This is a genomic window from Pseudomonas sp. PAGU 2196, assembly GCF_022179005.1.
Classification (GTDB): domain Bacteria; phylum Pseudomonadota; class Gammaproteobacteria; order Pseudomonadales; family Pseudomonadaceae; genus Aquipseudomonas; species Aquipseudomonas kermanshahensis.
Window position 1 is genome coordinate 27326 of the sequence record NZ_BNTL01000025.1, and the last position, 22338, is coordinate 49663.

The window sequence follows — 22338 nt, forward strand, 5'->3', positions numbered from 1 at the left end:
TTCCACTAAATTAGCGCGCCTCGACAGGCTGAAAGGCTTGAAGAGAAAACGGTGAAGTGTCCGAGTGGTCGAAGGAGCACGCCTGGAAAGTGTGTATACGAGAAATCGTATCAAGGGTTCAAATCCCTTCTTCACCGCCACATTCTACAAAAAGCCCCCGCGCTGAAAAGCCGGGGGCTTTTTGTTTTCGCAGTGCTTATGGGGCTGCTGTGCAGCCCATCGCCGGCAAGCCAGCTCCCACAAGAACTTTGCAGACTCCAAGGTTGGCGCCACGCCTGTGGGAGCCGGCTTGCCGGCGATGGGCCGCGCAGCGGCCCCGGGTTCATCAGAAACTCACAGACGCTGACAACCGTGCCGTCCGCGGCGCACCCTGGAACAGGTAGTTGTCCCCCAGGTAATCCCCCACATCGCGCCAGTAGCGCTTGTCGAACACGTTATCCACGGTCAACCGCAGCACCGTGTCATACCCCCCAATGCGGGTGCGGTAGCGGCTGCCGAGGTCGAATACGGTATAACCGCCCACCTCGACATTACCCGCCTGGCTGGCATATTTGCTGGCGCTGTAGCGCGCACCGCCCAGCAGCGTCAGGCCAGGTACCGGCAGGCTGTATTCGGCCTGCAGCGCCGCACGCAGTTTGGGCACATTGATCGCCTGATGCCCTTCGTAGTCCTCGGTCCCGCTGTTTTTTACCCGCGCGCGAATGGCTGCGGCACTCGCCTGCACTTGCAGGTTCGAGGTCACCCAGCCACTGGCGCCCAGCTCCAGGCCGGTGTTTTTCTGTTGGCCTTGCTGGACATAGGTGAAGGTGCCTTGGCCATCGGGTCGCGCGTATTGATACGCCTGGCGGATCTGGAACAGTGCGGCACTGAAGCTGATGCCTTGCCAGTCGCGCTTGATGCCCAACTCCAGCTGGCGTGACAGGGTGGGGGCGAGGATTTCAGCCGCGTTGCTGGCAAACCACGGTGCGGTACCGCCAGCCGACAGGCCTTTGGCATAGCTGGCGTACAGCGTGGTGTCTGGGCGTGGCTTGTAGATGAGCGCAGCATTGGGCAGCAGTTGATACTGGCGAGTGTGGCGCCCGGCAACACCGGTCTCGTCCCAGGTCTGCTCGTCCAGGCGCACTTCGCGAGCGCCGATCACGGTTTGCCACTGCTCGTTGAAGCTGATGTGATCACTCACGAACACGCCGTACTGGCGGCTGTCGAGGCGACGCTCGCTGGCGCCGATCGGCTTGTCAGACGGGTCGAGTACTGGCGCACCGGTGTAGATATTGCCGGTACCCAGCCACTCGTTGTAATAGGGGCGTTGATCCACCGTGCGGCGTTGCGCGCTGCTGCCGATTGTCAGGTCGTGCCCTACGCCCAAGGCATCGAAGCGGCCGTTGAGCGTGGCCTGTGCTTCATCGGTGCGGCGGGTGTCATCCGGGCTGCGGTAGTCATAGATGTCGTAGTCGCCATTGCTGCCGAAAAACGCCCCCTCGCTCGAGCCCCAGGCAAACGCACTGTAATCGTCGATCACCACCTTGCTACGCGACGCACTCAACGTGCCGGTCCAGGCCTCGTTGAAGCGGTACTCGAAACGCCCGCCCAAGTTCAGCGAATCGTTCTGCACCGGCTTGGCCCACTGCTGGTAGGCCAGGCGATCATGCGGGTCGATACCGTGTGGCACCTCGGTGCCGCCGAGCAACTGGTAACCAGGCACCGAGCGCTGTTCGCGGTGCTGGTACTCGGCGTCCAGCTGCAGCGTGGCAGCCGGGTTGATCTGCCAGTCGAAGGCCAGCGAGGCGAAGTCGCGCTTGCCATCGGCATGGTCGACATAGCTGCGGATGTCTTCATGGGCCAGGTTGGCGCGCAGGCCGAACTGCCGCTCGCTGCCGAACCAGCCGCCCAGGTCGGTGGCCAGGTAACGTTCGCCTTGTTCGTTGGTCGATACCGTCACGCTGCGCACGTCTTCGGCGCGCTTGGTCACGTAATTGATTAGGCCGCCGGGTTCCGAAACGCCGCTTTGCAGCCCGGACAAGCCCTTGAGCAATTCCACTTGCTGTTTGTTTTCCAGGGCCACGTTCTGCTCGCCGGCGATAGTCTGGCCATTGATCCGGTAGCTGCTGGCGGCATTCAGCTCGAAGCCGCGCACGTTGAAGTTCTCGTAATAGCCGATGGGCGCATAGCTTTCCCCCACCGAGGCGTCGCTTTGCAGCACTTCGCTGAGCTTGCGCACTTGGCGGTCCTCCAGCAATTGCTGGCTGAACACGCTGACCGAGGCCGGGGTATCGAGCAGCGGCGCGGCCTGGAAACCACCCACCGAGGCTTCGTGCACCTGGTAGCCGTCGTTGCCATAGCTGTCGGAGACCCGCAGTGGGTCAAGCACGATGCTGTCTTCGGCAAGCAAATGAGGGCAATGCAGGGCCAGGCCCAGGCTGAGCAAGCTCAGGGGCAGGCGGGGGCGAAGCGGGGGCATGCGGAGGCTCCTGGATACGCGACACCGGTGCCGGCCTCTTCGCGGGGCAAGCCCGCTCCCACAAGGGTTGCGCAGAATCCTGTAGGAGCGGGCTTGCCCGCGAAGAGGCCGGCACAGGCCATGAAAAAGGCGGCATCTTAACAGCCGCCTTCAACATTGGACGATCACGCCCGCGCGATATTCAGTCGTTGCTGGCCGGGCGCTTGTGCTGGCGCCAGCTGTCGTCGATCTTCGACCAGGTCTTGCCATCGGTTACGGCCAGCAGTTTGCGCCCGTCCTTGAAGGTGGCGAGGAAGGTGGCTTCTTCTTCCTTGCCACCGAGCCAGAGCCCGGCCAGCAGCCCCACCGGCCCGGCCACCAAGGCCCCAGCTACACCCCAGCCAAGGGCGGTACCCAGGCTGCGGCTGGACTCCAAACTGGACAGCTTGAGGTCACTGATGCGTGCAAGTGAGATCCGCTCGCCAGGCGAGGGGCTGCGCGGGGTCTTGAGTGTGAGCGATCCATTGCGATACTCGCCTTCACCTTGCAAGAAATCGCCGGATCGAACCGTGAGTCTTGTCATAAAGTCGTCCTTCAGGGAGGGGGCATTGTCCAGCGCCTACTTGAGCCCTCCCGAGGCAGGCAGTCAACGCTCAGGCGACGGAGGGTAGTGCGTTGCAATGTCGCGGCTGATGCGCTTGCGCTCGGCCAGCGCCCAGGCCAGCAGCGCCAGTGTACCGATCACCAACCCGGCAACGACGATGCCCATCCAGCCCTGACGCTGGAACAACTGCGTCCCCAGCAGCGACCCCAGCGCACCGCCGATGAAGTAGCAGGTGATATAGCCTGCATTCAGCCGTGTGCGCGCCTCTGGCCGCAGCGCGATCACCGCGTTCTGGTTGCTCACGTGTACCAGCTGCACGGCCAGGTCGAGCATCAACACCCCCAGCAGCAACGCCAGCAGCGAGTACTCGGCAAAGCCCAGCGGCACCCACGACAGCAGCAGTACGATCAGCCCCACCGTGGTGCCCAACGCCCCCTTGCCTCGGTCGGCCAGGCGCCCGGCCCAGTTGGCCGACAGCGCCCCCGCCGCGCCTGCCAGGCCGAACAGGCCGATCACGGCGTCCGAGTAGTGGTAGGGCTCTTGCGCCAGCAGGAAGGCCAGCGGTGTCCAGAACAGCGCGAACAGGCTGAACGCCAGCAAGCCCAGCAGCGAGCGCAAGCGCAGCACGGGCTCTTCGATGAACAGGCGGAACACCGAGCCGATCAAGGCCGGGTACTTCAAGCCGGCATGGCTGTGGTGCTGCGGCAAGCTGCGGTACAGGGCCAGGGCGGTGATGGCCATCAGTACCGCAGCCAGCACATAGATGCTGCGCCAGCCACCCAGCTCCGCCATGAAACCGGCCGCCGTACGCGCCAGCAGAATGCCCAGCAACAGGCCGCTCATCAGTGTGCCCACTGCGCGCCCGCGCTGGTGCGGCTCACTCAGGTTCGCCGCCATCGGCACCAGGATCTGCGCCACCACCGAGAACAGGCCGGTCAGTGCGGTGCCGAGCAGCAACCACGGCAGGCTCGGTGCGCAGGCGCTGATGACCAGGCCAAGGGTCGAAATGGCGGTCATTACCGTGATCAGGCGGCGCTGCTCGAACAGGTCGCCCAGGGGCGCCAGCAGCAACAGGCCGGCGCCATAGCTGAGCTGGGCGGCGATGACGATGCTGCCGGCGCCGGCGGTGCTCAGGCCGAACTGCAGGGCGATGCTGTGCAGCAACGGTTGCGCGTAGTAGTTGCTGGCCACGGCCAGGCCGGTGGCGGTGGCCATCAGCAGGATCAGGGCGCGACTGAGGGTCGGGGCGTTCATGGGGATCTCGGGCGGGCAGGGAGCTGTATTCTAGGGGCGTTGAGGGTTTGACGGAGAGTTTTAGGCGCCGCTCGCGCGGCGCTCGATCTCACAGGCGCCAATAATACCAAGGCAGACACCTAGAACTGCCCCCACCTCAAGCCGCAAACCCACCATCCGCCGTCAAACTGGCCCCAGTGATGTACCCCGCCTCCGGCCCCGCCAGGTAGGCCACGAAGCTGGCAATCTCATCCACCTGCCCATAGCGCCCAATGGCCATCAGCGGTATCAGGCTGTCGGCAAACTCACCGCTGGCCGGGTTCATGTCGGTGTCTACCGGGCCGGGCTGCACGTTGTTGACGGTGATGCCCTGGGGGCCGAGGTCGCGTGCCATGCCGCGGGTCAGGCCAACCAGCGCCGACTTGCTCATGGCGTAGGGGGCGCCACCGGCAAAGGGCATGCGCTCGGCGTTGGTGCTGCCGATGTTGATGATGCGCCCGCCCTGGCCCATGTAGCGCACGGCCGCTTGGCTGGCGACGAACACACTGCGCACGTTTACCGCCAGCATGCGGTCGAAGTCCCCCAGGTCGAACTCGGCGATCGGCGCCACCGTCAGCACGCCGGCGTTGTTCACCAGAATGTCCAGCCCACCAAAGGCCTTCGCGGTGTCATCCACCGCCAATTGCACGGCTGCGGCGTCGGCGCTGTCGGCGCGCAGGGCGAGGGCTTGGCCGCCGTTGCCGATGATTTCCTGGGCCAGCTGTTCTGCTGGGCCTGCGGAGCTGACGTAGGTGAAGGCAACCCGAGCACCGTCGCGGGCCAGGCGGCGCACGATGGCCGCACCAATGCCACGTGAGCCGCCCTGGACCAGGGCTACCTTACCGTCGAGTGGAAGTTGTTTGGACATGCTGATCTCCTGCTGGGAAGCAAGGCCGAATGCCTTGGATGGGCGCAGTATCGGTGGCTAATTACCTGCTGATAAGATGGCAATCACTATTAGCAGAGTAAACCTTTGGTTGTTAATCATGGCCGTGGAGTCTTTCAACGCCCTCGAATGCTTTATCCGCAGCGCCGAGGTCGGCAGCTTCGCCGAGGCCGCTCGCCGCCTGAGCCTGACCCCCGCCGCAGTGGGCAAGCATGTGGCTCAGCTCGAAGCCCGGTTGGGCGTGCGACTGTTCCAGCGTAGTACCCGCAAGCTGACCTTGACCGAAGCAGGCCAGCGTTTTCTGGGTGAGGTGAGTGACAGTTTTCGTACCATCCAGTACGCCGTGGCTAACCTGGCCAGTGCCGAAGGCCAGCCGGCCGGGCTGCTGCGGGTCAGCATGGGCACGGTGTTCGGGCGCTTGTACGTGCTGCCCCTGCTGGGTGAGTTCTTGCGCCGCTACCCGGCGATTACCCCGGACTGGCATTTTGACAATCGCCAGGTCGACCTGATTGGCCAAGGCTTCGATGCTGCCATCGGTGGCGGTTTTGATTTGCCGCCGGGGGTGGTGGCGCGCAAGCTGACGCCGGCGCATCGGGTGCTGGTGGCATCACCTACGTACCTGGACCAACAGCCGCCGATCGAGGACCCGCACGCGCTGCAGCGCCACGCTGGCATTCTGATTCGCTCACCGCAGACCGGCCGGGTGCGCTCCTGGCCGCTGACCAGTCGCTGGCAGGAGCAGCAGCCGTTGGTGCTGCGCCAAGCAATGACCATGAGCGATTCGGATGCGGCCTGCGCGGTGGCGCAGCAGGGGTTGGGGGTTGCCTTGGTGAGTCTGCCGTTTGCCGTGCCTTACCTGCAGGCCGGGCGGCTGCGGCGGGTATTGCCGGATTGGTATGTGGACGATGGGCATATCAGCGTGTATTACGCCCAGCACAAATTGTTGCCCGGGAAGACGCGGGCGTTTATCGATTTTGTCGTGGAGCAGTTTGCGCAGCAGGGGTTGGCGGGGCAGTTCGATGCGCTGCAGGGCCTTTAGATTGATGCTGCCTGACCCGCGAAGAGGCCGGGTCAGGCAACATCAACAATGAAGAATACCTGCGCCCCCAAGCTCACCTCGTCATCCACCCGCTTGCCCACCAGCTGCTGCCCCAGCGGCGAGCGCGGTGTGATCACGGTCACCAGCTCATCCCCTTCACCCACTTTCAACCCCGCCGCCTCAGGCCCGAGGAACAGCCTACGTTGCTGGCCATCCTCGTCCTCAAGGGTCACCAGGTTGCTCACCTGCACGCCACGCGCAGGGTCGTAGTCACGCAACAGCAGTTGCTGGTAAATCTGCAACGCCTGGCGAATCTCGGCAGTACGCCGCGCCTGGCCGGTGGCCAAGTACGAAGCTTCAAGGCCCAAGGTGTCATACTTGTTTTCGGCGATGTTCTCTTCCGCGGTGGCGGCTTCGTACGCGGTCTGCGCGGCGCGGCTCAGCACGTCTACGTCATGTTCGAGGGTCGCGACGATGCGCGTGAGTAGCAGGGGCTTGTCCATCTTCAGTAACAGAACTCCAGCACATGGGCCTGGCTTTTTTCGGTGGGGGCGGTGCGGTTCTGCTGCAGCCAGAACTGGCACTTGGGGCTGTTGAGGTTGCGAGGGTTGCCTTGGGCAGCCTCGGCGGCCTGTTGCAGTTGTTGCTGGTGCAGGATGTCCTTGTAGCGCTCGAACATTTCGCCCTGGGCATCTGCCGGTGGCGGCGCGGCGGGTTGGCTGCGGGCAGGGGCCACGGCCTGGGCGACCGGCTGCACCTGCTCTGGCCACAGCTGCAACGCCAACCACAGGCTCATGGCGATGGCCACGGCGCCCAGCCACAGGCCAAAGGCCACGCAGAGGATCAGTTGCAACGGCTTGAGGGTGATTTTCAGTTCGCGGTGGCGGGGCATGGCAGCCTCCTGGCAGGGCAGTTCGAGGTGCATTGTCGCACGCTGTCGGCGAATTTTACCCGTGGGTGCTTTTGTCCACGGCAATTAATCCGCAGAATTCGCGGTTTTGGGCACCATGAGGGGGAGGGCACATGAAGGCCACCTGGGACATCTTTTGCACCGTCGTCGACAATTATGGCGACATCGGCGTCACCTGGCGCCTGGCGCGGCAACTGGTGGACGAGCACGATCTGGCGGTGCGCCTGTGGGTGGACGACCTGAGCGCCTTCGTGCCGATGTGCCCCGGCGCCGATGCCACGGCGCTGCAACAATGGCAGCACGGTGTCGATGTGCGCCAGTGGCCTGCCGAGTGGCTGCCGGTGGAGCCTGCCGAGGTGGTGATCGGCGCGTTCGCCTGCCAGCTGCCGGCGCACTATGTCGAGGCCATGCGTGCGCAGCCCAAGCCGCCGCTGTGGCTTAACCTCGACTACCTCAGCGCCGAGGACTGGGTTGAGGGCTGCCACGGTTTGCCGTCGCCCCAGCCCAACGGCTTGCGCAAAGTGTTCTTCTTCCCAGGCTTTACCGAGAAAACCGGTGGCCTGTTGCGTGAGGGCGATTTGCTGGCGCGGCGCGAAGCCTTCGCGCAGTCTGCCGAAGCCCGGCAGGCATTCTTGCAGCGCCTGGGTGTACACCCCGAGGCGCAAGCGCGGCTGATCTCGCTGTTCGCCTATGAGAACACCCAGCTGGGCAACTGGCTGGATGCGTTGGCAGCAGATACCCAGCCGTCCCACCTGCTGGTACCGCAAGGGCGCATCCTGGCTGACGTCGCCCATTGGCTGGGCGAGCCGGGGCTGGCGGTGGGCGATGTGCGCCTGCGCGGGTCGCTGACGGTGCAAATTTTGCCGTTCATCAGCCAGGACGATTATGATCGCCTGCTGTGGGCCTGCGACTTCAATGCCGTGCGCGGCGAAGACTCGTTCGTGCGTGCGCAGTGGGCCGGGCGGCCGATGCTGTGGCACATCTACGTGCAGGACGAGAACGCCCACTGGGAAAAACTCGAAGCGTTCCTTGCGCATTATCGACAAGGCCTGTCAGACGATGCCGCTGACGCACTGGTTGCGTTGTGGCGTGCCTGGAACATGGACCATGACGTCGGCCAAGCGTGGCAAGCGGCCCAGCGGCACTGGCCAGAACTGCAGCAGCATGCCCGAGATTGGGCGGCCCGGCAGGCCACTCGGCCGGACCTTGCCATGACGCTGGTACAGTTTTACCGAAATTGGCTATGATATGCGGCCTCGATTTTTATAAATCCATCCAGATTCGGATACTTCGTAATGAAAACTGGTAAAGAACTGAAACCCGGTACCGTACTGCGGATCGACAACGACCCGTGGCTGGTTCAAAAAGCTGAGTTCACCAAATCGGGCCGTAACAGCGCGATCATGAAAACCAAGCTGAAGAACCTGCTGACCGGCTACAAGACCGAAACCGTCTACGGTGCGGACGACAAGCTGGACGACGTGATCCTGGATCGCAAAGAAGCGACCCTGTCGTTCATCAGCGGTGACTCGTACACCTTCATGGACACCACCGACTACACCATGTACGAACTGAACGCCGAAGACATCGACGCCGTTCTGCCGTACATCGAAGAAGGCATGGATGACATCTGCGAAGCCGTCTTCTTCGAAGGCCGCCTGGTCTCGGTAGAACTGCCGACCACCATCAGCCGTCAAGTTTCCTACACCGAAAACGCTGCCCGCGGCGACACTTCGGGCAAGGTCATGAAGCCTGCCAAACTGAAGAACGGTACCGAGATTCAGGTTGCCGACTTCATCCAGATCGACGAGTGGATCGACATCGACACTCGCGACAACAGCTTCAAAGGCCGTTCCAAGAAGTAATTCTTCTTGTGATGCGCATAAAAAAACCCGGCCTCGGCCGGGTTTTTTTATGCCTGCATTCAGACCGTCACGTGCAGCCTTACATCCACATTGCCGCGGGTGGCGTTGGAGTAAGGGCAGACCTGGTGCGCTTTCTCCACCAGCCCTTCGGCATCGGCCTGGGCCAGGCCCGGCAGGTTGATGTGCAGGTCGATGTCCAGGCCGAAACCACCCGGGATCTGGCCAATGCCCACGTTTGCAGTGATCGAGGCATCGGCCGGCAGGGCTTTTTTCTCTTGCCCGGCGACAAATTTCAGCGCGCCGATGAAGCAGGCCGAGTAGCCGGCCGCGAACATCTGTTCAGGGTTGGTGCCGTCACCGCCCGCGCCGCCCAGTTCTTTGGGGGTGCTCAGCTTGACTTCCAGCTTGCCGTCGCTGGAGCGGGATTTACCGTCGCGCCCGCCAGTGGAGGTGGCTTCTGCGATGTACAGCGGAGTGACCTTTTGCATCTTGAGCCTCGCTAATGTGCTGTGCGCTACCGGGTGGCGGTGGCGCGGGGTAGGTGTGGGGTTTAAATTAGCGCGCAATTAGTTTGCGCGCAAGATAAATCATCACCGCTCATCCGAACGGCCATCACACAGCATAGCGCTCAGAGGTTTTTCTGCAGGTTGTCGCGCAGTTCGAGCAGGTCGGCTTGCAGCTGTTTCAGGCGTTCCAGGCTGCGCCCGCTGGCCTTGAGGATGCACGGGGGCACCTGTTTGGCCTGTTGTTGCAAATCACGGCCCTTGTCGGTCAGTTGCACCAGTACCACCCGTTCGTCCTCCCGGCTGCGGGTGCGCTTGAGCAGGCCTTCGCTTTCCAGGCGCTTGAGCAGCGGGGTCAGCGAGCCAGGGTCGGTGAGCAGGTGTTGACTGATCTCGCCCACAGTCAGGCCATCCCGCTCCCACAGCACCAGCATGGCCAGGTACTGCGGGTAGGTCAGGCCCAGCGCTTGCAGCAGCGGCTTGTAGACCTTGGTCATCAGCAACGAGGTCGAATGCAGGGCGAAGCAGACCTGGTTGTCCAGCAGCAGCTCGTCACAGGAGGCTTGGGTGTCGGCGTTCATGCAGGTCCTTGGAGTAATCAATGGGGAAATCTAGCACGCTGATCATTAGTGCGTTCATTGCCAGCGCAGTTCACTGCGCAGGGCCAGGTCCCAGGGTGGAATGGGGCTGAAACGGCTCTTGAGAAATTCGAGCAGCAAACGGCTGCGAGAGTTCGTTTCATGTGCCAGGCGTAACGCATAAATGCCACTGGACTCGGCGGCTGGCAGGCCACCTTCGCAAAACAGCGGGACCAGTTCGCCGCGCAGCAGGTAGTCGCTGATCAGCCAGGTGGGCAGGTGGGCAATGCCCAAACCCGCGAGAGCGCCGAACAGCAGGGTTTCGGCGTTATTGGCGGCCATGCGCATGCGCGATGGCCGGTACAGGCGGGCCTGGCCGGCCACGCTGAAGCGCCAGGCAAACGGCGGCGCCAGGCCGTCCCAGTCGAGGCCGTCGTGCGCAGGCAACTCGCTGGGGCACGCCGGTACGCCTCGGCTGGCCAAGTAAGCCGGGCTGGCGCAGGCGATGCGGACCATGTAGGCCAGCGGCGTGGCGACCAGGCGCGTGTCGGCCAGGGGACCTGCACGCAATACCAGGTCGACTTCGCCAAGGTGGCTGCCCTGCAAGTCGACGAAGCTGTCGATCAGGCGCAGGTGCACGTCAAGCCCGGGGTAGGCCACGAGGAAGTCGGCGATGGCCGGGGCAAGGTGGCGACGGCCAAACGCGGCGGGGGCGTCGATGCGGATGAGGCCTTCCGGGGCGCTGCTCAACGAGACGGCTTCGGCGCGGGCCAGGCGCAGCTCCTCGATGATGCGTCGTGCGCGTTCGGCAAAGGCGTTGCCGGCCGGGGTGGCGCGCACTGCGTGGGTGCTGCGGGTGAACAGCCGGCTGCCCACGGCGCTTTCGAGGTTGTCGATGCGCCGGGCCACGGCCGAGGGCGTCAACGGGTGGCGCCGCGCGGCGGCAGAGAAGCTGCCGGTTTCCAGCACGTCGAGAAACAGGCTGAGCTGGTCGGTGAGGATATCGGGGTTCATGGTGGCTCGGCTTTGCATAAAACGCACAGCCATTGTGCGCTGCTGTGCGTTTCCCCACCAGCCCCGACTCGGTAGCATGCCCACCATTGCAAGCGAGAGGCGCAGAGGCCCTGATGATCGAGTGGTTGTTGTATATCGCGTTGGGCGCTGCCCTGGGCACCATGGGTGGTTTGTTCGGCATTGGCGGCGGGTTGATTGCAATCCCGGCGCTGGGGGTGTTGTTCGGCTTGGACCAACAGCTGGCGCAGGGCACTGCGTTGGTGATGGTGGTGCCGAATGTGTTGCTGGCGCTGTGGCGCTACCACCAGCGCAACCGCATCGAGCTGCGCCATGCGTTGCCGTTGGCACTGTGCAGTTTCCTGTTCGCCTGGCTGGGGTCGATTTGGGCGGTGGGCATCGATGCCCAGTCCATGCGGCTGGGCTTTGTCGGCTTTCTGGTGGCGCTGGCGGTGTGGAACGTGGCGCGGATGTTCCTCAAGGTCGCGCCGCCTAGCCCTGAACTGCGTTACGCCTGGCCGTGGCTGGGCGTGCTGGGCAGTTTTGCCGGGACCATGGGTGGGTTGTTCGGGGTAGGGGGCGCGGTGGTCGCCACGCCTATTCTGACCAGTGTGTTCGGGAACACCCAGGTGGTGGCGCAGGGGTTGTCGCTGGCGTTGGCGGCGCCCAGTACGACGGTGACCTTGTTGACCTATGGCGTGCACCAGAGTGTTGACTGGGGGGTAGGGATCCCCTTGGCGGTCGGTGGGCTGCTCAGCATCAGCTGGGGGGTGAGGTTGGCGCATGCCCTGCCAGAGAAAGTATTGCGGGCGATGTTTTGTGCGTTTCTGGTGGTGTGTGCGGTGATGTTGGGGTTTGAGCTTTAGCGCACATGCTGCAGCCATCTCCCTGTAGCAGCCTTGCGCTGCGAAGAGGCCCGTCCAAGCAGCGCAAAATGTCGCTGAAATCACCGGCCTTTTCGCAGCACAAGGCTGCTCCTACACAACGCTATGGCTGCCACTGATCTATTTGAACCCTTCGACGATGTAATCGGCCATGCAATCGGTGATGGGTGACGGGTGCTGCGTGCTGCGCACCAGCATCACATTGGCCACCGGCAACTGCGGCAGCCCGTCGCTCTCGCCCAAAATCCGTATGTTGCCGCCGATCAGGCTCTGCAACTGTGCCGTCACCGCCAACCCGGCAGTGACAATGGCAAAGATCGCCGCCAGGCTTGGGCTGGTGTAGGCAATGCGGTAGTCGATGCCTTGCGCTTCTAGCGCATTGCAGGTCCAGGCGCGGCAAAAGCAGTCAGTGTTGAACAGCGCCACCGGCATGGGCCGTTGCTCCTGCGGGCAAAACCCTTCGGCGGCAGCCCACACCAGCCGTTCCTGGCGCAACAGCTGGCCGACTTCGTTGCCCGGTTCGCGGGTGACGATGGTCAGGTCCAGGTCCTGGCGCAACATCAATTGCTTTGACGAATCGCAATGCACCTCCACCTGCACCAGCGGGTAAGCCTGGGCAAAACTCGACAGGATGGTCGGCAGAAAGCGCATGGCGTAATCGTCGGGTGTGCCGATGCGTACAACCCCGACCATGTGCGGCATGCGCAAGGTATTGAACACTTCGCCGTGCAGCTTGAGGATGCGCCGGGCATAGCCAAGCAGTACCTGCCCTTCAGCGGTGAGGCGTACCTGGCGGCCCTCGCGCTCGAACAGCTGGCGCTGCAGGATGTCTTCCTCCAGGCGTTTCATTTGCATGCTGACCGCCGACTGGGTGCGGTTGACCACCTCGCCGGCGCGGGTGAAACCGCCTTGCTCGGCAATGGCGACGAAGGTGCGCAATACGTCGGCATCAAGGCTTTGATACTGGGACATTGCATCAATCTCCGAGATGCATGGCATCAGAAACATTCGTTGGATTGATCTTAAGCCCGGCGCGAGACTGGAGCCATCAACACGGAGGGCTTCACGATGAAAGGTCATGTCAGCAGCATCCAGCAACCTGCCTTTTCCCTGAACCACCTGTGGCACGCAGCCCTGCAGCGCCCGGCGCGTTGGTGGGAGCTGTACCGTCAGCGCCAGGAGCTGGCCAGCCTCAGCGATGCGACATTGCACGACCTGGGCTTGAGCCGGGCGGATATCCAGCAAGAGGCCGAGCGGCACTTCTGGGATGATCCGCTGCGCAAATAGGCCGTTTTTTGTAGGTACGGCGGTTTAGCGACGCACCTGCTTGAGGGTTTCGGCAATCAGAAACGCCAGTTCCAGCGACTGATCGGCATTCATGCGCGGGTCGCAGTGGGTGTGGTAACGGTCCGACAGGCCGTCTTCGGTGATCGGGCGGGCGCCGCCGATGCATTCGGTGACGTTCTGCCCGGTCATCTCGATGTGGATCCCGCCGGCATGGCTGCCTTCGGCCTGGTGCACCTGGAAGAACTGCTTCACCTCATCGAGGATCTGCGCAAAGTCACGGGTCTTGTAGCCACTGCTGGCCTTGATGGTGTTGCCGTGCATGGGGTCGGAGCTCCACAGCACCTTGCGCCCCTCACGCTCGACAGTGCGGATCAACCCTGGCAGGTGGTCGCCGACCTTGTTGGCGCCCATGCGCACGATCAGGTTGAGGCGGCCGGGGTCGTTGCTCGGGTTGAGGGTGTCGATCAGGCGGATCAGTTCTTCGGGGTTCATGCTGGGGCCGACCTTGACCCCGATCGGGTTGTGCACGCCGCGCAGGAACTCGACATGGGCGCCGTCGAGCTGGCGCGTGCGGTCGCCGATCCACAGCATGTGCGCCGAGCAATCGTAGTAGTCGCCGGTCAGGCTGTCCTGGCGCACGAAGGCTTCTTCATAGTTGAGCAGCAGCGCTTCGTGTGCGGTGAAGAAGCTGGTCTCGCGCAGTTGCGGCGCGCTGTCCAGCCCGCAGGCACGCATGAAGGCCAGGGTCTCGTCGATGCGGTTGGCCAATTGATGGTACTTGTCGGCCAACGCCGAGTTGGCGATGAAGTCCAGGTTCCACTTGTGCACCTGGTGCAGGTCGGCAAAGCCACCTTGGGCAAAGGCGCGCAGCAGGTTGAGGCTGGCGGTGGCCTGGTGGTAGGCCTGCAGCAGGCGGTCCGGGTCGGGGATGCGGCTTTTTTCATCAAAGCCGATGCCGTTGACGATATCGCCACGGTAGGCGGGCAGGGTGACGTTGCCGATGGTCTCGTCGCCCGCGGAGCGCGGCTTGGCAAATTGCCCGGCCATGCGACCGACCTTGACCACCGGGCAGCCGGCAGCAAAGGTCATGACGATGGCCATCTGCAGCAGCACCTTGAACGTGTCGCGGATCTTCGCGGCGGAAAACTCGGCAAAGCTCTCGGCGCAGTCGCCGCCCTGCAACAGGAACGCGCGGCCTTCGGTGACTTCGGCGAACTGCCGGCGCAGCTCGCGGGCCTCGCCCGCGAACACCAGCGGCGGGTAGCTGGCCAAGGTCTGTTCGACCTTGAGCAGGTGCGCGGCGTCGGGGTAGGTCGGTTGCTGCTGGATAGGCAGGGCACGCCAGCTGTCAGGGCTCCACGGTGCGTTCATTTCGGGCTCGATCTTGTGGGTTGTAGGCTTTGGGTCATGGTAACAGTTGCCGCCGCGCTTGTTGCATCGGGGGTGTTGGCGGACAATGCGCGTTTTTGCACGGGCGAGTGGCGAACATGACGGCGGAACGGGAAGAGCGGCTACTGGCACGGGTCGAAGATGCCTTTGGCGTCATCAGCGTGTACGAGGTGGACGACTACCGTTTTCTCGAATTCGGCGACGCGATCGAGCAGAGCTGCGTGTTCACCGCCGACCCCAGCTGGCTGGAATATGACTACACCCGCGCCATGCTGGTCGGCGCCTTGTGCCACGCGCAACCCGAGAGTGCGCTGTTTCTGGGCCTGGGCGCCGGCACGCTGACCCAGGCCTGCATGAAATTTCTGCCGCTGGACGATATCGAAGCCATCGAGCTGCGCCCCGACGTGCCGCGCCTGGCCATGGAATACCTGGGCCTGGACGATGACCCGCGCCTGTATGTGCGGGTGGGCGATGCCATCGAGTTGCTGCCCAGCGCAGAAAAGGCCGACCTGGTCTTCGTCGACCTGTACACCGACTTTGGCCCGGGTGTCGGGCATTTGGCCTGGGGGTTTCTGGACAACTGCCAGAAGCAGCTCAACCCTGGGGGTTGGCTGGTGATCAACCAGTGGGCCAGCGATGACGGCAGGCCGCTGGGCGCGGCGCTGCTGCGCGGCTTGTACCACCGGCATTATTGGGAGTTGCCGGTGAAGGAGGGCAACGTGATCCTCTTGGTGCCGGCGGACCTTGAGCAAACGCTGGACATGCAAGGGCTACGGGCGCGGGCCGAGGCGCTGGCGCCGCAGTTGGGGTATAGCCTTGACGGGCTGATCAAAGAAATTCGGCCTGCTACCTGAGCAGATGACATCCCCTTGTAGGAGCAGCCTTGTGCTGCGAAGAGGCCGGTGAAAGCAGCAAGAATTTACGCTGCCTGCAATGGCCTCTTCGCAGCGCAAGGCTGCTCCTACAAGGGGATGTGAATTAACGATTCAGCCCGTCGTCGCTAGTGGCTACGTGGTGGCTCCGGTCTACCGAAAATTTTCCTCACGTAACCCGTTAATTCGGGTATAGTACGCGCCGGTCTTTTAGCGGACCTCAAAATCAGGTGGTGCAAATCCTCCGAGTCCAGCTTCGGCTGCACGTCCGCTAGGCGGACCTTCCCAAGTTTTTCTTTTTCAATCGTTTTCGCAAATCCCCGCCGCCAAAGCTGCCTGGGTGACCTTCTGGTCTTTCAAGGCATGTGCAGCTTTGGAGCATGGGTCTTTGCGGATGCACCTAGAGGCAGACCCATGACCCAGGAAACCGGCGGATTCGCCGCTCTCGATCTCAATCCGAATATTGTTGCTGCTGTACTGGCTACCGGCTATGAAGAGCCGTCCGCCATTCAGCATCAGTCGATCCCGATCATCCTCGCCGGTCACGACATGATCGGCCAGGCGCAGACTGGCACCGGCAAGACCGCTGCCTTCGCCCTGCCGATCCTCAACAAGATCGACGTGAGCAAGCGCGAACCGCAAGCCCTGATCCTGGCGCCAACCCGTGAGTTGGCGCTGCAAGTTGCTACCGCTTTCGAAACCTACGCCAAGCAGATGCCGGGCGTTAACGTGGTCGCTGTCTACGGTGGTGCCCCGATGGGCCCACAGCTGCGTGCCATCCGTAACGGCGCGCAAATCGTCGTCGCTACCCCAGGCCGTCTGTGCGACCACCTGCGTCGTGACGAAAAAGTCCTGTCGACCGTACAGTACCTGGTACTGGACGAAGCCGACGAGATGCTCAAGCTGGGCTTCATGGATGACCTCGAAGTGATCTTCGACGCAATCCCAGCTAGCCGTCAGACCGTTCTGTTCTCCGCAACCCTGCCGTCGTCGATCCGCTCGATCGCCGAACGTCACCTGCGTGAACCCAAGCACGTCAAGATCCAGAGCAAGACCCAGACCGTTACCGCGATCGACCAGGCTCACCTGATGGTCCATGCCGACCAGAAGATCCCGGCTGTTCTGCGTTTGCTGGAAGTTGAAGAGTTCGACGCGCTGATCGCCTTCGTGCGTACCAAGCAAGCCACCCTGGACCTGGCCGCCGCGCTGGAAGCCAAGGGCTACAAGGCTGCTGCGCTGAACGGCGACATCGCCCAGAACCAGCGTGAGCGCGTCATCGACTCGCTCAAGGATGGCCGCCTGGACATCGTCGTCGCCACCGACGTCGCTGCCCGTGGTCTGGACGTACCGCGTATCACGCACGTGTTCAACGTTGACATGCCGTACGACCCAGAGTCCTACGTTCACCGTATCGGCCGTACCGGCCGTGCCGGTCGCGAAGGCCGTGCACTGCTGCTGGTCACCCCGCGTGAGCGCCGCATGCTGCAAGTGATCGAGCGTGTTACCGGGCAGAAAGTTGCCGAAGCACGCCTGCCGAATGCCCAGGCCGTTCTGGATGCTCGCATCAAGAAACTGACCTCGAGCCTGGCGCCGCTGGTGGCCGAATCGGAAGCCAGCCATGGCGACCTGCTCGACCGTCTGACCACCGACCTGGGTTGCAGCCCGCGTGCCCTGGCTTCGGCCTTGCTGCGCAAAGCCACCAATGGTCAGGCGCTGGACCTGGCTGCCGTAGAGCGCGAGCAGCCGCTGGTACCGGGCGTTGGTGCACCGCGTGAGCGTACTGGTGAGCGTGCTGAGCGTGGCGAGCGCAGTGACCGTGGTGACCGTGAGCGTCGTGCGCCAATGCCGCTGGCTGAAGGCCGCGTGCGTTGCCGTACTGCCCTGGGTGCCCGTGATGGCATCGCTGCCAAGAACCTGTTGGGTGCGATCCTCAACGAAGGCGGCCTGGCCCGTGACGCTATCGGCCGTATCCAGGTACGCGACAGCTTCAGCCTGGTCGAGCTGCCGGAAGATGGCCTGGAGCGTCTGCTGTCCAAGCTCAAGGACACCCGCGTGGCTGGCAAGCAGCTGAAGCTGCGTCGCTACCGCGAAGATTGATCCTGGCGTAATAAAAAAATCCCCGGCCTGAGCTGGGGATTTTTTTTGCCTGAGTGAAGCGCACACGGCCCCTTGTAGGAGCAGCCTTGCGCTGCGAAGAGGCCAGTGCAAGCAGCGAGCATTCACTGTACTTGCACCGGCCTCTTCGCAGCACAAGGCTGCTCCTACAGGGGATCTGTGTTTCAGTCGAACCTGTAGATATCCATCCCCAGTGCGCCCAAGGTGAACCCCTGGTGGACGATGCCGAACGTGCCCCCAGCCCCGAGGGCAAAAAACAGCGGTAGCAAATGCTCATCACTGGGATGGTTACGCACCGCAAACGGTGCCGCTTGCCGGTAACCTACCAACGCCTCCCGGTCATCCTCCTGCAGCCGCGCCACCACCCAATCCCGAAACGCCAGCGCCCAAGGCTCGATCACGTCCGGCCCGGCGTGCCAGTCCAGTTCGCCCAGGTTATGGGTAATGCTCCCCGAGCCCACCAGCAGTACCCCCTGCGCGCGCAACCCTGCCAGTGCCTGGCCAACCTTGAGCTGCAAGGCAGGCCCCAGCTGACTGGGTAGCGACACCTGGAGCACCGGGATGTTGGCGCCCGGGTACATCAGCGATAACGGCACCCAGGCGCCATGGTCGAACGGCCGGTGCGCATCGGTGCGCGCCGGCAGGCCGACAGCGCCCAGCAATGCGCACACCTGCTCGGCCAGCGCAGGGGCACCCGGTGCCGGGTATTGCACGGCATACAGCGCCTGGGGGAAACCGTGGAAGTCGTGCCAGGTCTCGGGCTGTTGGCTGCCGGTCACCAGCAGCTCACGGCTTTCCCAGTGCGCCGACACCACCACGATCGCCTTGGGTTGCGGCAGGGTGTTCGCCAACCCGGCCAGGGCCGGCCCGCTGGCGCCTGGCTGCAGGGCAAGCATGGGGGAACCATGGGAAATGAACAGGCTGGGCAGCATGGTGATGTCCTGAGGGTTAAGATGCAGTCATCTTCGATCAGTTACCGATCGAAATCCAAACCAAGTTTTTTGCGCTATGTATCGAAGCGCTTGATAAGTACAGGAGCAACCATGGAGCCAGCGTTCTGGCACAAACGATGGGCCGACAACCAGATCGGCTTCCATCAAGCGCAGGTCAACCCCTACCTGCAAGCGCACTGGCCAGCGCTGGCGCTGCCGGCTGGCAGCCGTGTGCTGGTGCCGTTGTGTGGCAAGAGCCTGGACCTGGCCTGGCTGGCAGGGCAGGGGCATCGGGTGCTGGGGGTGGAGCTGTCGCGACGGGCAGTGGAGGGCTTTTTCCAGGAGCACGGGCTTGAGGCAGACGTTACGCAGAAGGGCGCGTTCGAGGTTTGGCGCAGCGCCGAGGTAGAGCTGTGGTGCGGGGACTTCTTTGCCTTGCAGGCCCAGGATGTAGCCGATTGCGCGGGGTTCTATGACCGTGCAGCGTTAATTGCTTTACCGCCCGAGATGCGCCTGCGGTACATGCGGCTGTTGGCTGACGTGCTGCCAGCGGGGTGCCAAGGGCTGTTGGTGACGCTGGATTATGACCAGGCGCTGTTGGCTGGCCCGCCGTTTTCGGTGGCCGATGATGAGGTGCGGCACGGGTTTGCCGGTCGGCAGGTGGAGCCGCTGGAGGTGCTGGACATCATTGAGCAGAGCCCGAAGTTTGTTCAGGCCGGTGCTACCAGCCTGCTGGAGCGGGTGTATCGCATAGGCCTCTGAAGGTGATACCCACAAAAAAGGGCGACCGAAGTCGCCCTTTCTTGTTTTTGCCGGGTGGATCAACCGCGACGGCGCAGCGCCTCGATACGGTCTTCCAGCGGCGGGTGGCTCATCAGCAGCCCGGCCAGGCCGTGCTTGAGGCCGCCATTGATGCCGAAGGCCTTCATGGTGTCCGGCATATGGACTGGCAGGCCTTGCTCCACACGCAGGCGCTGCAGGGCGCCGATCATCGCGGCGGTGCCGGCCAGTTGTGCGCCGGCTTCGTCGGCACGGTACTCGCGGCGGCGCGAGAACCACATGACGATCATGCTGGCCAGGATGCCCAGGATCAGCTCGGCAACGATGGTCGCGACGTAGTAGGCAATACCCTGGCCTTCTTCGTTCTTGAAGATGACCTTGTCGACGAAGTTGCCGATGATGCGGGCAAAGAACATCACGAAGGTGTTCACCACGCCCTGCACCAGCGCCAGGGTGACCATGTCACCGTTGGCCACGTGGCCGATCTCGTGGGCCAGCACCGCACGCACTTCATCGGGCGAGAAACGCTCCAGCAGGCCCTGGGACACCGCTACCAGGGCGTCGTTGCGGTTCCAGCCGGTGGCGAAGGCGTTGGCCTCGTAGGCCGGGAAGATACCCACCTCGGGCATCTTGATGCCGGCCTCGCGTGACAGCTCCTCGACCGTTTGCAGCAGCCACTGTTCGTGGCGGGTGCGCGGCTGCGAGATGATCTGGGTACCGGTGGTCATCTTCGCCATCCACTTGGAGATGAACAGCGAGACAAGGGAGCCAGCAAAGCCGAACACGGCGCAGAACACCAGCAGGCTGCTGAGGTTGAGGTCGACCCCGTTGGCGGCCATGAACCCGTTGAAACCGAACAGGCTCAGGGTAATGCTTGCAACCAGCACCACCGCGAGGTTGGTGGCTACAAACAACAGAATGCGCATCATGGTTGTTACGTTCTCCTGACGGATGAGTGTGTTGCTTACTGCGGGGTATATAAGGTGCAAGCCGTGCCGATTCAATCGGGCGACTATTTCAAACTGTGTACGGCGGAGTATGGCAGAGGATGCGGTGGGGGCTGTGAGGTAGAGCGTTGCAGGATGTAAGAAACATTTGGGGCTGCTTTGCAGTCCATTCGCAGCGCAAGGCTGTTCCTACAGGAGAACGCGTACACCTGTAGGAGCAGCCTTGTGCTGCGAAGAGGCCTTCACTTACTGCGAATAAGTCCGCAGGAAATTCCCGATCCGCCCGATTGCCGCTTCCAGGTCGTCCACCCGCGGCAAGGTCACCACGCGGAAGTGGTCCGGCCATGGCCAGTTGAACGCTGTACCTTGCACGATCAGCAGTTTTTCCGACAGCAGCAGGTCTAGCGCGAACTTCTCGTCATTGAGGATCGGGCAGACCTTCGGGTCAATCCGCGGGAACGCATACAGCGCGCCCATCGGCTTTACGCAGCTCACGCCCGGGATGTCGTTGAGCAGCTCGTAGGTGCGGTTGCGCTGCTCCAGCAGGCGGCCTTGTGGCAGCACCAGGTCGTTGATGCTCTGGTAGCCGCCCAGGGCGGTCTGGATGGCATGCTGGGCCGGCACGTTGGCGCACAGGCGCATGTTGGCCAGCATGTCGATGCCTTCGATGTAGCTCTGTGCGTGGTGCTTGGGCCCCGAGATGATCAGCCAGCCGGAACGGAAACCCGCCACTCGGTACGACTTGGACAGGCCGTTGAAGGTCAGGCACAGCAGGTCGGGGGCCAGCGAGGCGGTGCTGATGTGCACGGCTTCGTCGTAGAGGATCTTGTCGTAGATCTCGTCGGAGAACACCACCAGGTTGTGCTGGCGCGCCAGCTCCAGCATGCCCAGCAGCAGCTCCTTGGAGTACACCGCGCCGGTCGGGTTGTTCGGGTTGATGATCACCAGGGCCTTGGTGTTCGGAGTGATCTTGGCCTTGATGTCTTCAAGGTCAGGGAACCAGTCGGCCTGTTCGTCGCACAGGTAGTGCACCGGCTTGCCGCCAGCCAGGCTCACTGCGGCGGTCCACAGCGGGTAGTCGGGGGCCGGGATCAGCACTTCGTCGCCGTTGTTGAGCAGCGCCTGCATCGACATGACGATCAGCTCGGACACGCCGTTACCGAGGTAGATGTCCTCGATGGTGACGCCTTCGATTTCCTTCTGCTGGCAGTACTGCATCACCGCTTTGCGCGCACTGAACAGCCCTTTGGAGTCGCTGTAGCCCTGCGCGGTGGGCAGGTTGCGGATCACATCCTGGAGGATTTCGTCCGGCGCCTCGAAGCCAAACGGCGCCGGGTTGCCGATGTTCAGCTTGAGGATGCGATGGCCTTCCTCCTCCAGGCGTTTGGCGTGCTTGAGCACTGGGCCGCGAATGTCGTAGCAGACATTGGCGAGCTTGTTCGATTTGCTGAACTGCATGATGGGGTCCCGGTTGAGAATACGCACCGCGCCCTTTCGAAAGGTTTGAAAGGGCAGGAAGCGGGTGCCAGACTGAACGCCTGGCACACGAAGCCAACTAATATACGTGCCACCCGCGTTACGGAAAAGACGGCGCGGGGTGAAATTAAGCCTGTCGAGGTCCCTACATGCAAAAGATCGAGAAGACACTTGAACAATGGCGGTCGATGCTCGACCCCGAGCAGTACCAGGTGTGCCGCCTCAAAGGCACCGAGCGGCCGTTCAGCGGCAAGTACAACAGCGAGCGCCGTGATGGTATCTACCATTGCATCTGCTGCAGCCTGCCGCTGTTCGATGCGCAAACCAAGTTCGACTCCGGCTGCGGCTGGCCGAGCTTTTACGCGCCGATCGAAGACAGCGCGATGATCGAGATTCGCGACACCACCCACGGCATGATCCGCACCGAAGTCACCTGCGCCCGCTGCGATGCGCACCTGGGCCACGTGTTCCCCGACGGGCCACCCCCGACCGGCCTGCGCTATTGCATCAACTCGGTGTGCATCGACCTTCGACCACGTGACTGACCGGAG

At 63.0% G+C, this 22338-nt stretch carries 23 protein-coding genes and 1 tRNA gene; 10 read left to right on the top strand and 14 right to left on the bottom strand.

What is annotated here, in order from left to right:
* Nucleotides 1-50: 50 nt before the first annotated feature.
* A tRNA-Ser gene (locus MFF34_RS20415) sits at nucleotides 51-140 on the top strand.
* Between the two features lie 185 nt (nucleotides 141-325).
* Here MFF34_RS20415 and MFF34_RS20420 read toward each other — a convergent pair.
* The 4 genes from MFF34_RS20420 to MFF34_RS20435 form a co-directional block, all read right to left on the bottom strand.
* Nucleotides 326-2458: a TonB-dependent siderophore receptor gene (locus tag MFF34_RS20420; protein WP_238216125.1), complete on the bottom strand. Its 2133-nt coding sequence runs from the start codon at nucleotides 2456-2458 to the stop codon at nucleotides 326-328.
* A gap of 181 nt (nucleotides 2459-2639) precedes the next feature.
* Nucleotides 2640-3020, bottom strand: coding sequence for a hypothetical protein (locus MFF34_RS20425; RefSeq protein WP_027596030.1), 381 nt, complete (start codon nucleotides 3018-3020; stop codon nucleotides 2640-2642).
* 63 nt (nucleotides 3021-3083) lie between these two features.
* Nucleotides 3084-4295, bottom strand: coding sequence for an MFS transporter (locus MFF34_RS20430; protein WP_099453274.1), 1212 nt, complete (start codon nucleotides 4293-4295; stop codon nucleotides 3084-3086).
* Between the two features lie 136 nt (nucleotides 4296-4431).
* Nucleotides 4432-5181, bottom strand: a complete 750-nt coding sequence (locus tag MFF34_RS20435) for a 3-oxoacyl-ACP reductase family protein (protein WP_085273713.1) — start codon at nucleotides 5179-5181, stop codon at nucleotides 4432-4434.
* A gap of 118 nt (nucleotides 5182-5299) precedes the next feature.
* Here MFF34_RS20435 and MFF34_RS20440 point away from each other — a divergent pair, with 118 nt between their 5' ends.
* Complete coding sequence (locus MFF34_RS20440) at nucleotides 5300-6238, top strand: LysR family transcriptional regulator (protein ID WP_238216127.1); 939 nt, start codon at nucleotides 5300-5302, stop codon at nucleotides 6236-6238.
* A gap of 32 nt (nucleotides 6239-6270) precedes the next feature.
* Here MFF34_RS20440 and MFF34_RS20445 read toward each other — a convergent pair whose 3' ends face one another.
* Nucleotides 6271-6741 (bottom strand): GreA/GreB family elongation factor, encoded by a 471-nt coding sequence (locus MFF34_RS20445; RefSeq protein WP_238216129.1) that lies wholly within the window; start codon nucleotides 6739-6741, stop codon nucleotides 6271-6273.
* Between the two features lie 2 nt (nucleotides 6742-6743).
* Nucleotides 6744-7130 (bottom strand): hypothetical protein, encoded by a 387-nt coding sequence (locus MFF34_RS20450; protein WP_238216130.1) that lies wholly within the window; start codon nucleotides 7128-7130, stop codon nucleotides 6744-6746.
* A gap of 131 nt (nucleotides 7131-7261) precedes the next feature.
* Between MFF34_RS20450 and earP the strand changes: the two genes are divergently transcribed.
* Together earP and efp are read left to right on the top strand one after the other, a co-directional pair.
* Nucleotides 7262-8395 (top strand): elongation factor P maturation arginine rhamnosyltransferase EarP, encoded by a 1134-nt coding sequence (gene earP, locus MFF34_RS20455; protein ID WP_238216133.1) that lies wholly within the window; start codon nucleotides 7262-7264, stop codon nucleotides 8393-8395.
* A gap of 48 nt (nucleotides 8396-8443) precedes the next feature.
* The gene (gene efp / locus MFF34_RS20460; protein ID WP_027596037.1) at nucleotides 8444-9013 is read left to right on the top strand and encodes an elongation factor P; all 570 of its coding nucleotides are present in this window, start codon (nucleotides 8444-8446) and stop codon (nucleotides 9011-9013) included.
* 59 nt (nucleotides 9014-9072) lie between these two features.
* Here the strand turns inward: efp and MFF34_RS20465 are convergent, their stop codons facing one another.
* From MFF34_RS20465 to MFF34_RS20475, 3 genes are all read right to left on the bottom strand, one after another.
* Entirely contained in the window at nucleotides 9073-9501 is a 429-nt protein-coding gene (locus MFF34_RS20465) for an organic hydroperoxide resistance protein (protein WP_238216135.1), read from the bottom strand.
* Nucleotides 9502-9641: 140 nt separating this feature from the next.
* Nucleotides 9642-10097: a MarR family winged helix-turn-helix transcriptional regulator gene (locus MFF34_RS20470; protein WP_027596039.1), complete on the bottom strand. Its 456-nt coding sequence runs from the start codon at nucleotides 10095-10097 to the stop codon at nucleotides 9642-9644.
* Nucleotides 10098-10151: 54 nt separating this feature from the next.
* Nucleotides 10152-11108: a LysR family transcriptional regulator gene (locus MFF34_RS20475; RefSeq protein ID WP_027596040.1), complete on the bottom strand. Its 957-nt coding sequence runs from the start codon at nucleotides 11106-11108 to the stop codon at nucleotides 10152-10154.
* 113 nt (nucleotides 11109-11221) lie between these two features.
* On the opposite strand from MFF34_RS20475, the gene MFF34_RS20480 reads away from it, so the two are divergent.
* On the top strand, nucleotides 11222-11971 hold the full coding sequence (locus tag MFF34_RS20480) for a sulfite exporter TauE/SafE family protein (RefSeq protein WP_238216137.1): 750 nt from the start codon (nucleotides 11222-11224) through the stop codon (nucleotides 11969-11971).
* Nucleotides 11972-12109: 138 nt separating this feature from the next.
* Here MFF34_RS20480 and MFF34_RS20485 read toward each other — a convergent pair whose 3' ends face one another.
* On the bottom strand, nucleotides 12110-12961 hold the full coding sequence (locus MFF34_RS20485) for a LysR substrate-binding domain-containing protein (RefSeq protein ID WP_027596042.1): 852 nt from the start codon (nucleotides 12959-12961) through the stop codon (nucleotides 12110-12112).
* Between the two features lie 96 nt (nucleotides 12962-13057).
* On the opposite strand from MFF34_RS20485, the gene MFF34_RS20490 reads away from it, so the two are divergent.
* On the top strand, nucleotides 13058-13276 hold the full coding sequence (locus MFF34_RS20490; RefSeq protein WP_027596043.1) for a DUF1127 domain-containing protein: 219 nt from the start codon (nucleotides 13058-13060) through the stop codon (nucleotides 13274-13276).
* Between the two features lie 24 nt (nucleotides 13277-13300).
* Here the strand turns inward: MFF34_RS20490 and MFF34_RS20495 are convergent, their stop codons facing one another.
* Entirely contained in the window at nucleotides 13301-14647 is a 1347-nt protein-coding gene (locus tag MFF34_RS20495; RefSeq protein WP_027596044.1) for a class II 3-deoxy-7-phosphoheptulonate synthase, read from the bottom strand.
* A gap of 116 nt (nucleotides 14648-14763) precedes the next feature.
* On the opposite strand from MFF34_RS20495, the gene MFF34_RS20500 reads away from it, so the two are divergent.
* Nucleotides 14764-15519 carry a spermidine synthase gene (locus tag MFF34_RS20500; RefSeq protein WP_099453281.1) on the top strand — a complete coding sequence of 252 codons (756 nt, stop codon included), beginning with the start codon at nucleotides 14764-14766 and terminating at the stop codon, nucleotides 15517-15519.
* Between the two features lie 432 nt (nucleotides 15520-15951).
* The gene (locus MFF34_RS20505; protein WP_027596046.1) at nucleotides 15952-17634 is read left to right on the top strand and encodes a DEAD/DEAH box helicase; all 1683 of its coding nucleotides are present in this window, start codon (nucleotides 15952-15954) and stop codon (nucleotides 17632-17634) included.
* Nucleotides 17635-17816: 182 nt separating this feature from the next.
* On the opposite strand, the gene MFF34_RS20510 is transcribed toward MFF34_RS20505, so the two are convergent.
* Nucleotides 17817-18584, bottom strand: a complete 768-nt coding sequence (locus MFF34_RS20510; RefSeq protein ID WP_238216139.1) for a class III extradiol ring-cleavage dioxygenase — start codon at nucleotides 18582-18584, stop codon at nucleotides 17817-17819.
* Nucleotides 18585-18695: 111 nt separating this feature from the next.
* Here MFF34_RS20510 and MFF34_RS20515 point away from each other — a divergent pair, with 111 nt between their 5' ends.
* Nucleotides 18696-19346, top strand: coding sequence for a thiopurine S-methyltransferase (locus MFF34_RS20515; protein ID WP_238216141.1), 651 nt, complete (start codon nucleotides 18696-18698; stop codon nucleotides 19344-19346).
* Between the two features lie 59 nt (nucleotides 19347-19405).
* On the opposite strand, the gene htpX is transcribed toward MFF34_RS20515, so the two are convergent.
* A complete protein-coding gene (gene htpX / locus MFF34_RS20520; RefSeq protein WP_003259721.1) occupies nucleotides 19406-20293 on the bottom strand; it encodes a protease HtpX in 888 nt (295 codons plus the stop codon).
* A gap of 264 nt (nucleotides 20294-20557) precedes the next feature.
* Entirely contained in the window at nucleotides 20558-21769 is a 1212-nt protein-coding gene (locus MFF34_RS20525; RefSeq protein ID WP_085273706.1) for a pyridoxal phosphate-dependent aminotransferase, read from the bottom strand.
* A 167-nt stretch (nucleotides 21770-21936) separates the two neighbouring features.
* On the opposite strand from MFF34_RS20525, the gene msrB reads away from it, so the two are divergent.
* Nucleotides 21937-22332: a peptide-methionine (R)-S-oxide reductase MsrB gene (gene msrB, locus MFF34_RS20530; protein ID WP_027596050.1), complete on the top strand. Its 396-nt coding sequence runs from the start codon at nucleotides 21937-21939 to the stop codon at nucleotides 22330-22332.
* Nucleotides 22333-22338 lie beyond the last annotated feature (6 nt).

Excerpts from the sequence above, each read along its gene's own strand:
- MFF34_RS20420 (WP_238216125.1), bottom strand. The coding sequence starts at position 2,458 with ATGCCCCCGCTTCGCCCCCGCCTGCCCCTGAGCTTGCTCAGCCTGGGC.
- MFF34_RS20425 (WP_027596030.1), bottom strand. The coding sequence starts at position 3,020 with ATGACAAGACTCACGGTTCGATCCGGCGATTTCTTGCAAGGTGAAGGC.
- MFF34_RS20430 (WP_099453274.1), bottom strand. The coding sequence starts at position 4,295 with ATGAACGCCCCGACCCTCAGTCGCGCCCTGATCCTGCTGATGGCCACC.
- MFF34_RS20435 (WP_085273713.1), bottom strand. The coding sequence starts at position 5,181 with ATGTCCAAACAACTTCCACTCGACGGTAAGGTAGCCCTGGTCCAGGGC.
- MFF34_RS20440 (WP_238216127.1), top strand. The coding sequence starts at position 5,300 with ATGGCCGTGGAGTCTTTCAACGCCCTCGAATGCTTTATCCGCAGCGCC.
- MFF34_RS20445 (WP_238216129.1), bottom strand. The coding sequence starts at position 6,741 with ATGGACAAGCCCCTGCTACTCACGCGCATCGTCGCGACCCTCGAACAT.
- MFF34_RS20450 (WP_238216130.1), bottom strand. The coding sequence starts at position 7,130 with ATGCCCCGCCACCGCGAACTGAAAATCACCCTCAAGCCGTTGCAACTG.
- earP (WP_238216133.1), top strand. The coding sequence starts at position 7,262 with ATGAAGGCCACCTGGGACATCTTTTGCACCGTCGTCGACAATTATGGC.
- efp (WP_027596037.1), top strand. The coding sequence starts at position 8,444 with ATGAAAACTGGTAAAGAACTGAAACCCGGTACCGTACTGCGGATCGAC.
- MFF34_RS20465 (WP_238216135.1), bottom strand. The coding sequence starts at position 9,501 with ATGCAAAAGGTCACTCCGCTGTACATCGCAGAAGCCACCTCCACTGGC.
- MFF34_RS20470 (WP_027596039.1), bottom strand. The coding sequence starts at position 10,097 with ATGAACGCCGACACCCAAGCCTCCTGTGACGAGCTGCTGCTGGACAAC.
- MFF34_RS20475 (WP_027596040.1), bottom strand. The coding sequence starts at position 11,108 with ATGAACCCCGATATCCTCACCGACCAGCTCAGCCTGTTTCTCGACGTG.
- MFF34_RS20480 (WP_238216137.1), top strand. The coding sequence starts at position 11,222 with ATGATCGAGTGGTTGTTGTATATCGCGTTGGGCGCTGCCCTGGGCACC.
- MFF34_RS20485 (WP_027596042.1), bottom strand. The coding sequence starts at position 12,961 with ATGTCCCAGTATCAAAGCCTTGATGCCGACGTATTGCGCACCTTCGTC.
- MFF34_RS20490 (WP_027596043.1), top strand. The coding sequence starts at position 13,058 with ATGAAAGGTCATGTCAGCAGCATCCAGCAACCTGCCTTTTCCCTGAAC.
- MFF34_RS20495 (WP_027596044.1), bottom strand. The coding sequence starts at position 14,647 with ATGAACGCACCGTGGAGCCCTGACAGCTGGCGTGCCCTGCCTATCCAG.
- MFF34_RS20500 (WP_099453281.1), top strand. The coding sequence starts at position 14,764 with ATGACGGCGGAACGGGAAGAGCGGCTACTGGCACGGGTCGAAGATGCC.
- MFF34_RS20505 (WP_027596046.1), top strand. The coding sequence starts at position 15,952 with ATGACCCAGGAAACCGGCGGATTCGCCGCTCTCGATCTCAATCCGAAT.
- MFF34_RS20510 (WP_238216139.1), bottom strand. The coding sequence starts at position 18,584 with ATGCTGCCCAGCCTGTTCATTTCCCATGGTTCCCCCATGCTTGCCCTG.
- MFF34_RS20515 (WP_238216141.1), top strand. The coding sequence starts at position 18,696 with ATGGAGCCAGCGTTCTGGCACAAACGATGGGCCGACAACCAGATCGGC.
- htpX (WP_003259721.1), bottom strand. The coding sequence starts at position 20,293 with ATGATGCGCATTCTGTTGTTTGTAGCCACCAACCTCGCGGTGGTGCTG.
- MFF34_RS20525 (WP_085273706.1), bottom strand. The coding sequence starts at position 21,769 with ATGCAGTTCAGCAAATCGAACAAGCTCGCCAATGTCTGCTACGACATT.
- msrB (WP_027596050.1), top strand. The coding sequence starts at position 21,937 with ATGCAAAAGATCGAGAAGACACTTGAACAATGGCGGTCGATGCTCGAC.